The organism is Niveispirillum sp. CC-CTL257 (assembly GCF_059489915.1).
Genome location: NZ_JCAJXE010000004.1, coordinates 783,165 through 797,228 on the forward strand (window position 1 = coordinate 783,165; position 14,064 = coordinate 797,228).

The following is a 14,064-nucleotide window of genomic DNA, read 5'->3' on the forward strand; positions in this document are numbered from 1 at the left end:
CCCGTTACGCCATCTCCATCGCCGGTGCCTTTACCGCCGGCTGCCCCGCCTCAAACCGCACGCGGTTGCGGCCCAGGCCCTTGGCGGCGTAGAGGGCGGCGTCGGCGCGGGAGAGCAGGTCGGCCAGGGTGCGGTCGCCGACGGCCAGTGTGGTGGCCCCGATGCTGGCCGTGAAATGGGGCAGGGCTTCGCTGCGGTCGGCATCCAGCATGGCGCGCAGTTTCTCCGCCACCAGCAGGGCGCCGGCCTCTCCAGCACCGGGCAGCAGCACGGCGAATTCCTCGCCCCCCGTGCGGCCCACAATGTCGCCCTGACGCAGGGCCGTCTGTGCCAGTTCGCCGAAACGCACCAGGACGGCGTCGCCCGTGGCGTGACCATACTGGTCATTGATGGTTTTGAAATGGTCGAGATCGACCAGCAGGCAGGAAAGGTCGGTTCCGTCACGGCGGGCCTGGATAATTGCGGCCTCCCCGCTATCGACCAGGAAGCGGCGGTTGGGCAGGCCGGTCAGGCTGTCGCGACTGGCCATATCGAACAGGCGGCTGGCATAGAGGCGGATGCGTGTGACCATGGGGCGGAAGATGAAGAACGCCTCTGCCAGCAGGGTGGTCAACAGGATGGCCAGCACCACCTGTTGCGCCTGACGCAGCCAATGGGTACGGCCATTGGCTTCGCCTTCGAAGATGGACACGGCGCGGTCGAGGGACGGCAGCAGCGTGTCGCGCGCGGCCAGATGGAACTGCCGGAAGGCGATTTCATCGCCGGTCGCCAGAAAACGCTCAGCATCGTCCAGGAAACTGCGGACGCGCATGTCCAGCGGATTGAGGCCGGAGAAATAATGGGCGCTGGCATCGGCGGAAAGCGGGTTGGAAATGCCCAGATCATTGCCGCGCACCAGCGCATCCTGTGACCGGCGCATCAGAGCGATGGCGTCGCGGAGCGGTTCGCGCGCCGTTTCATCCCCTTGGTGCAGGTCATTGCCCAACAGCGCGATGCGCTGCGACAGCATGCGCTGCCGGCCGGCGACATTGATGATGGTGGCAGCATCGCGCTGTTCGGCGATGACATTGTCCAGCAGCAGATGCACCCCGCCGGACAGCAGGGCAATCAGGGTCAAAGCGATCACATAGGCCGCTGTCAGCCGGCCCACCACATTGCGATCACCTGTCACCCTGTCCTCCAACACCAACGGCACGTCATCATCAGCTAAACCCAGGATGGCAGCTTACGAAACTGTGCAATGGCATAGGTTTGCCGAAAAGATGGCCCTGGGCCAGTTCAAAACCGGGATTTGATCTTTCCAGCAGCGTTTGACGTGGCATGCCGGCGCATGACACCGATGGCAGAATATATCCTATGGCGGATGAAATAGACCTATGGTAGGAGGGGCGCATTGTTGCCGCGAACGATCAACCAGAACAAAATCAGGCAGTGATCCATGTCCATGAAGAATTTCGCCGGGTGCAGCGTCTGTGCCCTGGCCCTGCTGTCCGCCCTGCCGGCGATGGCGCAGCAAAATGACGACAATGTCGTGCGCAATGCCACCGATGCCTTCGGCCTGCGCGTGGGGACCGAATCCATCGGGTTGTATGATGCCGGCAATGTGCGCGGGTTCAGCCCCGACAGCGCCGGCAATGTCCGTTTGCAGGGCCTTTTCATCTCACAGCAGGGGGCGCTGTCGGACCGGGTGGTGGATGCGACCAGCATCCGGGTGGGGTTGAATACCGTCGGCCTTCTGTTCCCGGCCCCGTCGGGGATCGCCGATCTGTCACTGCGCGACCCGGACCGCACGGGGGCCGAGATGCGGCTGGGCCTTGATCCCCAGACATCGCCTTTCATGGAGTTGGACACCGCCTATGTGGCGGCGGACGGGCGGTTCAAGCTGTCGGCGGGGGTGGCCGCGCGGCCCGATCAGAACGGCGCGTTCGGCGGAGATCAGCGGTCCTGGTCCGCCGGGTTCGTGCCGCGATGGCAGGTGACGGAGGATGTGTCGGTCACGGGTTTCGCCGATTGGGACCAGATGCATGATAGCGAGGTGGTGCCCAATTACCTGCCCGAGGGGCCGTACCTGCCGCCGCGCGTGGACCGGGATGTCAATCATACGCTGCCCTGGGGCGACTGGGCCTATGAGACGGAGAACCAGGGTCTGATTATCGATGCCGGCCTGATGGAGGGGCTGACGGCGCGGGCCGGTCTGTTCCGGTCGGTGCATCGCCTGCCCTATGATGCCTTCGCGCTGCTGTCGGTGACACCCGACCGGCAGGGGCGGATGGTATATGTGCTGCTGCCCGCCACGCGATATGCGGCGCTGTCGGGGGAGGCATCGGTCGCCTATGAATGGGTGGCGGGTCAGACGCAACAGACCATCAGTCTGGCGGGGCGCGGCCTGTCCAAGCGCAGCCGCATGGGCGGCGATGTCGAGGTCGATTACGGCCCCTGGGCCATGGACCGCCGGCCCGATGTGGCGGAACCCGTGGTGCTGTTCGACCAGCCGCAGGACCGTAACGAGGTGAAGCAGCATACGCTGGGCGTGGCCTATAACCTGTCCTGGGACGGGCGGCTGGACCTGGGTGCCGGGCTGCAAAAGGCGGATTACACCAAGATCGCGCGGCCCGGCACAGGCGGGGAGGCGCGGGGCGGGTCCAAGCCCTGGCTTTATAATGGGGTCGCGGCCTGGCGGTTCGACAATGGCGTCATCGCCTATGCCAGCTATTCCAAGGGGCTGGAGGAAAGCGGATCGGCACCCATTACCGCCGTCAACCGCAATGCCGTGCTGCCGGCGGTGAAGACCACACAGCGGGAAGCCGGGCTTCGCACCGGTATCGGGCCGCTGACCCTGACCAGTTCGGTGTTTGATGTGCGCCGGCCCTATGATGGGGTGGATGCGGGTGGCCGCTATGGCTTCCTGGGTGAGGTGCGGCACCGGGGGGTGGAGGCGTCGCTGTCGGGGGAGCCGGTGGAAGGGCTGTCGGTGGTGCTGGGCGCTGTCCTGCTGGACCCCGAGGTGCGGGGGGATGAGGTGGAACGGGGCCTGATCGGGCGGCGGCCCGTGGGGCAAAGCCGGATGCAGTGGCAGGCCAGCGTCGATTATGCACCCGGTATCGTGGACGGTCTGTCCGTCGATGCCAGCATCGATCACAGCGCCAAGACCACCGCGCGCGGTGACAATCTGGCCGATGGACCCGCCTATACGCTGGTCGATGCGGGCCTGCGCCAGGAATTCGGCCTGTGGGGGCAGGAGGCCAGCCTGCGCGCCCAGGTGCAAAACCTGTTCGATGCGCAGGGGTTCTTTGTTGAGGGTGATGGGGAATATGAACCGATGGTGGGGCGGACCTGGCGCCTGTCGCTGACGGTGAGGATGTGAGGGCCGCATTAATGTGTCGATCGGTCGCCGTTGGGAGAGTTTTGTCGATGATGCCGTGAAAAGCGGTCGCTATGGCTCTGCCAGCGAGGTCATCCGCGAGGGTCTGCGCCTTGTCGAGGAGCGCGAGGCCAAGTTGCAGGCCTTGCGCGAGACGCTGAATGCGTCGATTGAACGGGGTGGGGCGGTCGAGGGTGACGCGTTGACCGCGATCCTGGACGCGGAGGAAGCGAAGCACCTAGCGCGGATTAGGCGGTAGCCGTAATCCGCAGAGCAGCGCCGGGGTTCCCGCGGATTACGCTTTGCTAATCCGCGCTACGATCATGCCGGTCGCGCAGGAAACCCAGCACCGCCGCATTGAACCCATCCGGGTCCACGACATTTACGGCATGGCCACCGAAATCCGTCAGGTGCAGCTGTGCGTTGGGCAGGCCGTCGGCCAGACGCAGGGAGCGGCTGTAGGGGACCAGTAGGTCGTCCTTGGTGGCGATGACGAAACAGGGGTGGGGGATGGACCCCAATCGGGCATCGATATCAAAGCCACGAAGGGCCGCGATGCGGCGGCGGATACTGTCGGCACCCTGGAAATGCGCAATGGCGTGCGCTTCCTCAGCCTCCAACTGGTCGGCATTCTGGGCCATCCAGATGGCGGGGTAGAGGAACAAAGGCTGCGCCTTCACGAACATCGGTACGCCGGATTTTTCCAGCAGTTCCAGGCGCACATCGAAGCAGCGGCCGGAATGGGGATCGGCCTTGCTCCAGGCATTGATCAGAACCAGCTTTTCCAGTCGGTCGGGTGCGCGCAAGGCCAGATCCAGACCGATCAGGCCGCCCAGCGCGTGGCCCATCAGGCTGAAACGCTGCACCCCCAGACGGTCGGCGATGGTCAGCACATCATCGGCCATGGCAGTGATGCCGCCATTTTCGGGAACTGTCCCGCCCGTGCGGCCACAACCGCGATGGTCATAGGTGATGACGCGGAAATGCGGGGCCAGGGCGGGGATCTGGGCGGCCCAATAACCGCCCGACCCGCCCAGGCCCGATGACAGGATCAGGACCGGGGCGTCCGTGTCGCCCCGGCCATGAATGTCCACATGCATCACTTCTTCCCGATATGGGCGACGGTGGCGATTTCCACCAGCGCGTCAGGCTTTACCAGACCACATTGGATGCAATAACGCGCCGGCTTGTCGCCGGGGAAATATTCGGCATAGACCTTGTTGACGGCCTGATAATTGGCCCAGTCGGTGATGAAGATGTGGTTCATGGTCACATCCTCCATCGTGCCGCCCGCCGTTTCGATCACCGATTTGATGGTCTCCAGCACATGGCGCGTCTGGGCCCCCGCATCGCCGACATGGACCACGTCGTTGTTCTTGTCAAACGGCAGGGTGCCGGAGACATAGACGATGCCATCGGCCAGGGTGCCCGGCGAATAGGGGGCGATGGGCTTTTGCGTGCCTTCGGGCACGATGATCTGCTTGGGCATGGTTTGCTGCTCCTGTTTGTTGTGTTATGCGCCGATGGGGGCGCCCTGGGAGATGGTGCCGCAGAAATCGTCGACGGTGGCGACCCAGCCGAAGAATTTCTCGACATTATAAACGGTTGCCTTCTGGATGAAGTCGGGGCCCAAATGGTGGGTCGCGTCCTCCAGCATCACCCCGAAATATTCCAGATGGAAGGCATCGCGCAGCGAGCTTTCCACGCAGACATTGGTGGCGATGCCGACAAAGACCAGATTGCGGATGCCGCGTGCGCGCAGGACGCTGTCGACATTGGTGTTGAAAAAGCCGCTATAGCGCGTCTTTGGGATCAGGATGTCGCCCTTCTGCGGCTGCAACTCCTCCACAATCGCGTAATCCCAGGTGCCCTTGGCCAGCAATTGGCCCTGCAATTCGGGCCGGGCGCGCATGGTTTTCAGGGCGTTGGATTTATGCCAATTGGGGGACCCAGGCCCGCCAGCCTCCACATAGTCCGGGTCCCAGCCATTTTGGAAATAGACGACCAGGACACCAGCCGCGCGGGCGGCATCCAGCGTGCGCTTGATATTGGCGATGGTGCCGCGCGCGCCCGAGATGTCGAACCCGGCCAGATCGACATAACCGCCGGGCGTGGAATAGGCATTCTGCATATCCACGACAATGACGGCGGTTTCCGCCGGGTTCAGGCGGATCGGCTCCGGGCGGGCGGGCAGAGTGACCGATTTTGAGCGTTCCGCCGGTGGTTCATACCCGGCGCTGCTCATGCCAGCCCCTTGATATGCTGACGGCATTTCATCAATGGCTGGATGCGGGTACCGAAATCCTCCACCCCCTTCACAAAATCATCGAAGGTCAGCAGCACGCCACCCGTGCCGGGCACCGTCGGCACCTCGTCCAGCATCTTCGCCACGGTTTCATAGGACCCGACCAGGGTGCCCATGTTGATGTTCACGGCGGAAACGGGGTCGGCCATCTGCCGGACATTGGTGTCGGAGCCGGATTTGGTGTCGGCGGCACCCTGCAGGCCCAGCCAGGCAATGGCTTCCTGATCGGCACCCGCCTTGTAGCTTTCCCATTTTGCGCGGGCGGCCTCGTCCGTTTCATCGGCGATGATCATGAACAGGACATAGGAGGAGACATCGCGCCCCGTCTTCTCCGCCGCCACCCGCATACGTTCCACAGTGGGGGCGAAGGCGGTGGGCGTGTTCACGCCCATGCCGAAGCAGAAATTATAGTCGGCATATTGCGCGGAAAAGGCCATGCCGGCATTGGACGATCCGGCGCAGATCAGCTTCACATCGGCCTGCGGACGCGGCGACAGGCGGCAATCATCCATTTGAAAGTACTTGCCTTTCAGGTCGCTGCGGCCCGTGCCCCACAATTCGCGCAGGATGGTGGCGTATTCGGCCAGATAGTCGTAGCGGTTGGCAAAATGCTCATCCCCCGGCCACATGCCCATCTGCGAATATTCCGGCCGCTGCCAGCCGGTGACGAGGTTCACGCCGAAGCGACCGCCCGAAATACTGTCGATGGTGGAGGCCATGCGGGCCACGATGGCGGGCGGCATGACCAGAGTCGCGGCGGTGGCGTAGATCTTGATGCGGCTGGTCACAGCGGCCAGACCTGACATCAAGGTAAAGCTTTCCAGATTATGATCCCAGAATTCCGTCTTGCCGCCAAAGCCGCGCAGCTTGATCATCGACAACACGAAATCCAGACCGTGCTTTTCCGCCGACAGGGTGATCTGTTTGTTCAGATCAAAACTGGGCTTGTATTGTGGCGCGTTCTCCGACAGCAGCCAGCCATTATTCCCAATGGGAATGAAAACACCGATCTCCATCCTGCCTCCCCTGAAAGTGACCTTGGGTCGAAACGTGGGAAAGCCGATCAGCTTCGCAGGTTCCGTGCCAAAGGCGTGTGAATGGCGGAAATCATGGCAAAGCCCGGTCGTTATGCGTGACCGGTTGGGGGAGATGCTACGCCTGTTGCGGCGAAGGTGCCAGGAAAAGCGGCAGATGGCGGGAAATTGGGCGGAGGGCTCAATCCTCCCACTTCACCGCCAGTTTCTGGAAAATATCCACCAGCCCCGGCTCGGAGATCAGCATGGCGGCTTCGGCGGGGGGGAACCAGCGGCGGTCGCGTTGGGGGCGTTCGGGCCAGTCGGGGAGTTCCGTCGTCACTTCCAGCGGGAAGACCGATACGTCGCAGGTGACGGTGCTGCCATCGTCCAACCGCTTGTCATAGCGGTATTCGCCCACGGCCTTCTTCTTGATCTTGCCGCGCACGCCCGCTTCCTCGAACGCTTCGATGGCGGCCATCTCATGCGGTTCGACATTCTTCTTGGCCCAGCCCTTGGGAATGATCCACCGCCGCGTCTCACGCGAGGTGACCAGAAGGATCTGCGGGCCGGTTTCGGTCATGCGGAACGGCAGGGCCGCATGCTGGACTGTGTTTTTACGATCACCCATTTACTGCTTTTACACCCTGAACGAACTGCCTGAATAGCTATCCGTTCTTAGTGCCACGGATAATCACCCAGTATCTTGGCTCAACATGACCGTTTTGTGACATTAACATTACAGAGACGGGCCATTCAATGCTACAGGGGGCCCAGACTGCGGCGGTACGCCGTCAGTGCCCCTTGCCAATGCGTTATCGGGATAGAAGATGCTGAGCCTGTTCCGGGCCATGATGCCCCGCGAAGAACGGTTTTTCGACCATTTCACCGACCATGCCCGCCTGATCCTGGTTGCCGCAGAGGCGCTGCGCGATCTGGTCAAGAATGGCGATCAGCTGGAGATGCGGTTCCAGCGCATCCATCAGGCCGAGAATGACGCCGACAAGATCACCAAGGAGATCCAGGCGGCTGTCCACCGTTCCTTCATCGTGCCTTTCGACCGGTCCGACATCCAGGATCTGGCCAAGCGCATGGATGACATCATCGACCTGATCCAGGACGTGGCCCGTCACATCACCGAAGCCGGCCCGATGGAATATACGGCCGAGATGCATGCCCTGTCGGACCTGATCGTGCGCTGCGCCACCATCCTGCCGGAATGCCTGCCCAAGCTGCGTGACATTCCCCGCCATGTCGCGGAAATGACCCGCATGACGCGCGAGATTTCCGAACTGGAGAGCGACAGCGACAAGATCCTGCGCGCCGCCAAATCGCGCCTGCGTCAGGAAAGCGGCGGTCTGGATGCCCCCATCACCTATCGTCAGGCCCTGATCCGCGAGATCCTGGAGCTGATGGAAGCCGTGCTGGATGCGGGCGAGGATGTCGCCGACATCGTCGACAGCATCATCGTCGATAATGTCTGATCGGCGCCTCCCATGGAACTGATCTCCCTGCCGATCCTGATCGGCCTGATCGCGCTGGCGCTGGCCTTCGATTTCCTGAACGGCCTGCATGACGCGGCCAATTCTATTGCCACGGTGGTGTCGACGCGCGTGCTGTCGCCGCGCAATGCCGTGATCATGGCGGCATTCTTCAACTTCATCGCCTTTGTGTTTTTCGGCACGCATGTCGCCAATACCATCGGCAAGGGCATTGTCGATGCCAATGTCATCGACGCCTCGGTGATCTTCGCGGCCCTGATGGGGGCGATCATCTGGAACATCGTCACCTGGCTGGGCGGTATCCCTTCCTCCTCCTCCCACGCGCTGGTGGGCGGTCTGGTCGGGGCTGGTGTGGCCAAGGCCGGGTTCGGGGTGGTCGGTTCGGGCCTGATCAAGACGGCGGTGGCCATCGTGATTTCGCCCACGGTCGGCTTTGTGCTGGCCATCATCCTGATGGTCATCGTCTCCTGGGTGTTCCGCCGCTTCTCCCCCTTCAAAGTGGACAAGGTATTCCGCAGCGTGCAGATCGTCTCGGCCTCGCTCTACAGCCTGGGCCATGGCGGCAATGACGCGCAGAAGACCATGGGCATCATCGCCGTCCTGCTGTTCAGCCAGGGCTATATGCCCGACGGATTCCATGTGCCGTTCTGGGTGGTCATTTCCTGCCAGTTCTGCATGGGTCTGGGCACGCTGTTCGGCGGCTGGAAGATCGTGAAGACCATGGGGTCGCGCCTGACGGAACTGAAGCCCGTCCATGGCAGCTGTGCCGAGACGGCAGGGGCCATCACCCTGTTTACGGCCACATATCTGGGTGTTCCCGTCTCCACCACCCACACCATTACCGGGGCCATTGTTGGCGTCGGGTCGGCGCAGCGCGCCTCTTCCGTGCGCTGGGGTCTGGCACAGGGCATCCTGGTGGCCTGGGTCCTGACCATGCCGGCGGCGGCCGCCGTGGGGGCAGGCTTCTACTGGTTGACGCGCGTGCTGTAACCACGCATCCATGGCGGGATGTTTGACCCAAGGTCCCGTCCGCCCGCAGGGGTGGGACGGGACCGACAGAAGGTGCCCACAGATCATGTGTCGTCTGTTTGCCTTGCTGTTCACCCTGCTGTTACCGGTGCCCGCCATGACCGCTGACCTGCCACCGCTGCTCACCTATCAGGAACTGTCGAAGCGCCCGAAGATGAGCGGCGATGTCCGCATCGCCTATGGCCCGGCACCGCAGCAGTTCGGTGAGCTTTGGCTGCCCAAGGGCAACGGGCCGCATCCGCTGGTCGTGCTGGTGCATGGCGGCTGCTGGCTGGCGGAATATGCGGGGTTCGACCTGATGGGGCCGATGTCGGCGGCCCTGCGCGACCAGGGCATTGCCGTCTGGAATATTGAGTATCGCAAGCTGGGCGAGGCGGGGGCCGGCTATCCCGGCACGTTCCAGGATGTGGCAGCAGCCGTCGATCATGTCCGCACCCTGGCGGGGACCTATCCGCTGGACCTGAATCGCGTCGTCCTGTCGGGCCATTCGGCCGGCGGGCATCTGGCGCTGTGGGCGGCGGGGCGGAGCAATCTGCCCGCCGACAGCGCCGTGCGGGGCAAGGACCCGTTGCGCATGCACGGTGTCGTGTCGCTGGCCGGGATCATTGATCTGCGCGACTATCACGCGCGGGGGCCGGACGCCTGCGGCGGGCCGGACACCATCGACCGCCTGATCGACAGTGCCGGGCGCACGGGCAACCCGTTCGCCGATACGTCCCCCGGTGAAGCGCCCGTCAAGGAACTGGCCCTGACGCTGGTGTCAGGGACACGCGACCATATCGTCCCGCCCAGCTTTGCCCAGCATTACGCCGCCAAGGCGCAGGGGCCGGAGCTGCGCGAGCTGGAGATTGAGGGGGCGGGGCATTTCGAGCTGGTCACGCCGCAGACGGACGCCTGGGCCGTGATCCAGGCGGAAATCCGGGATCGGTTGCGGTAATCCGGCGGCGGGCCGTTACGCCCGCCGCGCGATAACGGCACCATAGGGGGGCAGGGTGCCGGATGACAGGTCGGCACCATTGACGCTTTCCACCGGTACCCAGTTGGCCGTATCGATCAGGCCGTGCGGGGCGGGGTCGGCGGAGAGGTTGATCACCACCAGCACATCGCCATCGGCGTGGATACGCTCAAACGCCAGCACGGGATCGGCGGGCGGGCGGAAGCGGATATCGCCCCAGCGCAGGGCCGGTTCCGCATGGCGGCGGGCCAGCAGACGCTTTGTCACCGACAAGGTGCTGTCGGGATCGCCTGCCTGCACATCCACGGCCAGCGGCAAATGGTTGCGATCCACGGGCAGCCAGGGCTTGGCCGTGGAGAAGCCGGCGTTGGGCGCATCCTTGGACCATGGCATGGGCGTGCGGGCCCCATCGCGGCCCAGGGTGTGGGGCCAGTTGGCGATGGCTTCAGGATCGACCAGATCCTCAAACGCCACCCGCGCCTGTGGCAGGCCCAGTTCTTCCCCGTAATAGAGGAAGACGGAGCCGGGCAGCGAGACCAGCAGCGTGTTCAGGCAACGGGCGAGCGCCGGCGGCGGCACGTCACCGCCCCAGCGGCTGACGGCGCGGGGTGCGTCATGGTTGGAGAAGGTCCAGGAGGGCCAGGCCCCGCCCGACGCCTGATTCCAGCCGCCGATCACCCGGCGCGGCACGCCGGCATCCAACTGCTTGTGATAGAGGAAGGAGAAATTATAGGCGGAATGGCAGCGTTTGCCGGGCAGCGTGTAGTCGGCCACCATGTCGAACGGTGCCTCCCCCATCTCCGCCACCATGAAACGGTCGGGGTAGCTGTCCAGCAGGGCGCGCAGGTCCTCGATGAAGCCCAGATTTTCGGGCTGCGAGATATTGTGGACCTGACGCTGAAACTCATAGGGGCGCTTGGGCGCGGTGGCTTCCAGGTTGATGGGATTGTCCCGCAATTCCCGATCATGCATGAAGAAGTTGGCGGCATCGACGCGCAGACCATCCACGCCCTTGTCCATCCAGAACCGGGCCACGCCCTTGATGGCCTCCTGCACCTCGGGGTTATGCAGGTTCAGGTCCGGCTGGCTGGACAGGAAATTATGCATGTAATATTGGCGGCGGCGCGCGTCCCAGGTCCAGGCCGGGCCGCCGAACACCGATTGCCAGTTGTTGGGCGGCGTGCCATCGGGCTTCGCATCCTGCCAGACGAACCAGTCGGCCTTGGGATTGGTTCGGTTCTGTCGGCTTTCCTGAAACCAGGGATGTTCGATGGAGGTGTGGGAATAAACCTGATCAATGATCACCTTCAGACCCAGCGCATGGGCCCGCGCGATGACGGCATCGCAGTCCGCCATGGTCCCGAAAATCGGATCGACATCGCAATGATCGGATATGTCGTATCCGAAATCATCCATGGGCGACTTGAAGAAAGGCGAAATCCAGATGGCATCCGCGCCCAAGGACGCGACATGGTCCAGATGGGCCAGCAGACCCTTCAGGTCGCCGATCCCGTCGCCATTGCTGTCGGCGAAGCTGCGCGGATAGATCTGATAGATGACAGCGCCCTGCCACCAGGGATGCATGACGCCCTGGTCAGGCCCGGCCGCCCCGTCGGCGCGAACCGCGTTTGCCGTCACACTCATGATCACTCCCCCCGGTACTCAACGCTTGTTCTGTTGCCCCTATCGTAAAATCGGCAGCGTCAGACGGGTATGGGGCGCATACGTATGCGCTTCCATGCTGCGCTGCGACGCATACGTATTTACGGTTGGCGCGGGGCCGAAAGCGGTGATCCTGGAGGCAACAAAAAGGTTAACGGAGGTTCGCCATGATGTCCCGCCCCAGCCGCCGCGCCCTTCTGGGGGCGCTGTCCCTGCCGTTGCTGCCGCTGCCGGTTCTGGCCGCCGGTGGGGCGGTGCCAAAGCCCGTAGCGGTACCGGTGCCGGCGGGCAGCCTGTGGCGGTACGACCTGTTTCCCAGCAGCTTGACGGAGCCGCGCCGTGTCGATGTCTGGCTGCCGCCGGGGTATGAGGGCGGGAGCGAGCGGTTGCGCGTCCTCTATATGCATGATGGTCAGAACCTGTTCGACCCGGCCTCCACCCCGTTCGGGGAATGGGGGGTGGATGAGACGATGGTGCGCCTGATGGGCGAGGGGGCGGTGAAGCCCGCCATCGTGGTGGGTGTGTGGAACACCCAATATCGCCGCCGGGAATATCTGCCCCAGGCGCCCTATGAGACGGTGCCGGCGGACATTCGGGCCGACTATGAAAAGGGATCAGGCGGTCCGGCCCTGTCCAATGGCTATGTCGATTTTCTGGTGAAGGAGTTGAAGCCCTTTATCGACGCGACATACCGCACAAAGCCCGGCTTGGCGGACACCTCCATCATGGGGTCCAGCATGGGCGGCCTAATCTCGCTTTACGCCCTGATCCGCTATCCGGCGGTGTTCGGGTCGGCGGGGTGTGTTTCAACCCATTGGCCCAGTGTCGCCAATTTCGATTGGATCAAGAATGGCGATCCGCGCATGGTGACCATCGCCGATACTTTCATCGGCTGGGTGAAGGCCAACCTGCCGCGCGCGGGCCAGCACCGGATCTATTTCGATCTGGGCAATGCCGAGCTGGACAGTTTCTATCCGCCCTTCCAGGCCAAGGTTGATGTCTTCATGCCGGACCTGGGCTATGTCCAGGGCAAAGACTGGGTGACCCGGCTTTATGACGGTGAACCGCATAATGAGGTGGCGTGGCGCAAGCGCGTGGATGTGCCGTTGCGGTTCCTGTTGGGGGTGTGACTAAACAAAAAGGGCGGGTGTTGCCACCCGCCCTTTTGCCAGGACCAAGGCGTGACGCCGGTCCTTACTTCTGTGCCACCTGGGCCTGCTGCGCCTTGAAGTCGCGCAGTTCGGCGTTATAGGCGTTCACGGTCGCTTCCAGGCGGTCGGCCACCTGGTCGCGGTAGGCTGCCAGCTGTGCCCGGAAGGACGGCTGCGCCATGTAGGAGGTGGAGGCCGGCTGGCTGTCCAGGCAGGACAGATAGTTCAGCGACTGGTCCGCAAAGCCGCGGACGGAGCCGGCGACCTGCACCATGCTGTCACGGGTGGCGGTGGAGCCTTCCACCAGCTGCGGGGCGGCCGGAGCCTCACCACAGATGCGCTTCAGCGCGGGGTGAGCGGCCTGGGACTGACCGGCTGCGAGCAGGGCCAGGGCGGAGAGGATCAGAGCGGAATAGAGCTTTTTCATAGCGATACTCACAAAGCTGGAACCGGGGCGGGATGCCACCGACGTTTCGGGCCTTGTACGTTCGCTCCCTTCAATGGTCCGGATCGGGCCGGAACCGTGTTCTTGTGCGACGCAGTATAAAGTGGTTGCGGTGCAGCGAAAGAGGGAAAGATCGTTAATGACACCGCTGACACAGGATGCAGCCATGCGTGATGTGCATGTGGTCAGGGAATGGCGGCGACCTGGGCCTGCCGCGACTTGAAGGTCTTCAGTTCGGTGTTGAAGCGGCTGACGGTCTTTTCCAGCTGATCCACCACCTGCTGCCGGTGGCTGATCACCTCACGCCGGTAGCTGGCCGACGCCATGTCGGCGCTGCTGGCTGGATGGTTGTCCAGGCAGGTGAGATAGGTCATCAGGCGGGCCGTGTAATCGCGCATGCCGGCGCCATAGGCGCGCATCGCGGTTTCATCGGCGCTGTCGCCCTGGGTAACGGACGGGGCGGCGGGTAGACCACCGCAGGCGGCATTCAGGCCCGACACATCGGCCAGGGCGGGGCTGGCGGCAGCCAGGACCAGGGTGGAAAGGATCAAGGCAGAAAACAGGTTCTTCATCGCGATCCTCACAAAGCTGGACAGCAGGATATGCCGTCATGGTTGCCTTGCTCGTTCGCTTCCCCCGAC

The 14,064-nt window shown here is 63.4% G+C and carries 15 protein-coding genes; 6 read left to right on the forward strand and 9 right to left on the reverse strand.

All coding sequences use genetic code 11. The features are described 5' to 3' along the window. Positions 1 to 4 precede the first annotated feature (4 nt). Entirely contained in the window at positions 5 to 1,171 is a 1,167-nt protein-coding gene (locus tag ABC729_RS23855; RefSeq protein ID WP_495610112.1) for a GGDEF domain-containing protein, read from the reverse strand. Between the two features lie 267 nt (positions 1,172 to 1,438). On the opposite strand from ABC729_RS23855, the gene ABC729_RS23860 reads away from it, so the two are divergent. Then, positions 1,439 to 3,364 (forward strand): TonB-dependent receptor domain-containing protein, encoded by a 1,926-nt coding sequence (locus ABC729_RS23860; RefSeq protein ID WP_495610113.1) that lies wholly within the window; start codon positions 1,439 to 1,441, stop codon positions 3,362 to 3,364. A gap of 13 nt (positions 3,365 to 3,377) precedes the next feature. Next, positions 3,378 to 3,620, forward strand: coding sequence for a type II toxin-antitoxin system ParD family antitoxin (locus tag ABC729_RS23865; RefSeq protein WP_495610114.1), 243 nt, complete (start codon positions 3,378 to 3,380; stop codon positions 3,618 to 3,620). A gap of 46 nt (positions 3,621 to 3,666) precedes the next feature. Here the strand turns inward: ABC729_RS23865 and rutD are convergent, their stop codons facing one another. The 5 genes from rutD to ABC729_RS23890 all read right to left on the reverse strand — a co-directional run bounded on the left by rutD (position 3,667) and on the right by ABC729_RS23890 (position 7,310). Beyond that, a complete protein-coding gene (gene rutD, locus ABC729_RS23870) occupies positions 3,667 to 4,461 on the reverse strand; it encodes a pyrimidine utilization protein D (RefSeq protein ID WP_495610115.1) in 795 nt (264 codons plus the stop codon). Further along, on the reverse strand, positions 4,461 to 4,850 hold the full coding sequence (rutC, locus tag ABC729_RS23875) for a pyrimidine utilization protein C (RefSeq protein WP_495610116.1): 390 nt from the start codon (positions 4,848 to 4,850) through the stop codon (positions 4,461 to 4,463). The genes rutD and rutC overlap by 1 nt, the downstream gene beginning before the upstream one ends. 24 nt (positions 4,851 to 4,874) lie before the next feature. After that, positions 4,875 to 5,606: a pyrimidine utilization protein B gene (rutB, locus tag ABC729_RS23880; protein WP_495610117.1), complete on the reverse strand. Its 732-nt coding sequence runs from the start codon at positions 5,604 to 5,606 to the stop codon at positions 4,875 to 4,877. Beyond that, on the reverse strand, positions 5,603 to 6,682 hold the full coding sequence (gene rutA, locus ABC729_RS23885) for a pyrimidine utilization protein A (RefSeq protein ID WP_495610118.1): 1,080 nt from the start codon (positions 6,680 to 6,682) through the stop codon (positions 5,603 to 5,605). Before rutA ends, rutB begins: the two co-directional genes overlap by 4 nt. 199 nt (positions 6,683 to 6,881) lie before the next feature. Next, on the reverse strand, positions 6,882 to 7,310 hold the full coding sequence (locus ABC729_RS23890; RefSeq protein ID WP_495610119.1) for an NUDIX hydrolase: 429 nt from the start codon (positions 7,308 to 7,310) through the stop codon (positions 6,882 to 6,884). A gap of 199 nt (positions 7,311 to 7,509) precedes the next feature. Here ABC729_RS23890 and ABC729_RS23895 point away from each other — a divergent pair, with 199 nt between their 5' ends. The 3 genes from ABC729_RS23895 to ABC729_RS23905 all read left to right on the forward strand — a co-directional run bounded on the left by ABC729_RS23895 (position 7,510) and on the right by ABC729_RS23905 (position 10,147). Beyond that, positions 7,510 to 8,163 carry a DUF47 domain-containing protein gene (locus ABC729_RS23895; protein WP_495610120.1) on the forward strand — a complete coding sequence of 218 codons (654 nt, stop codon included), beginning with the start codon at positions 7,510 to 7,512 and terminating at the stop codon, positions 8,161 to 8,163. Between the two features lie 12 nt (positions 8,164 to 8,175). Next, positions 8,176 to 9,171 carry an inorganic phosphate transporter gene (locus ABC729_RS23900; protein ID WP_495610121.1) on the forward strand — a complete coding sequence of 332 codons (996 nt, stop codon included), beginning with the start codon at positions 8,176 to 8,178 and terminating at the stop codon, positions 9,169 to 9,171. Between the two features lie 85 nt (positions 9,172 to 9,256). Then, complete coding sequence (locus ABC729_RS23905; protein WP_495610122.1) at positions 9,257 to 10,147, forward strand: alpha/beta hydrolase; 891 nt, start codon at positions 9,257 to 9,259, stop codon at positions 10,145 to 10,147. A 15-nt stretch (positions 10,148 to 10,162) separates the two neighbouring features. Here ABC729_RS23905 and ABC729_RS23910 read toward each other — a convergent pair whose 3' ends face one another. Continuing rightward, positions 10,163 to 11,809: an alpha-glucosidase family protein gene (locus tag ABC729_RS23910; RefSeq protein ID WP_495610123.1), complete on the reverse strand. Its 1,647-nt coding sequence runs from the start codon at positions 11,807 to 11,809 to the stop codon at positions 10,163 to 10,165. Positions 11,810 to 11,994: 185 nt separating this feature from the next. Here ABC729_RS23910 and ABC729_RS23915 point away from each other — a divergent pair, with 185 nt between their 5' ends. Further along, complete coding sequence (locus ABC729_RS23915; protein WP_495610124.1) at positions 11,995 to 12,957, forward strand: alpha/beta hydrolase; 963 nt, start codon at positions 11,995 to 11,997, stop codon at positions 12,955 to 12,957. Between the two features lie 64 nt (positions 12,958 to 13,021). On the opposite strand, the gene ABC729_RS23920 is transcribed toward ABC729_RS23915, so the two are convergent. Together ABC729_RS23920 and ABC729_RS23925 are read right to left on the reverse strand one after the other, a co-directional pair. Next, positions 13,022 to 13,417, reverse strand: a complete 396-nt coding sequence (locus ABC729_RS23920) for a hypothetical protein (RefSeq protein WP_495610125.1) — start codon at positions 13,415 to 13,417, stop codon at positions 13,022 to 13,024. 191 nt (positions 13,418 to 13,608) lie between these two features. Next, on the reverse strand, positions 13,609 to 13,995 hold the full coding sequence (locus tag ABC729_RS23925) for a hypothetical protein (protein ID WP_495610126.1): 387 nt from the start codon (positions 13,993 to 13,995) through the stop codon (positions 13,609 to 13,611). Positions 13,996 to 14,064 lie beyond the last annotated feature (69 nt).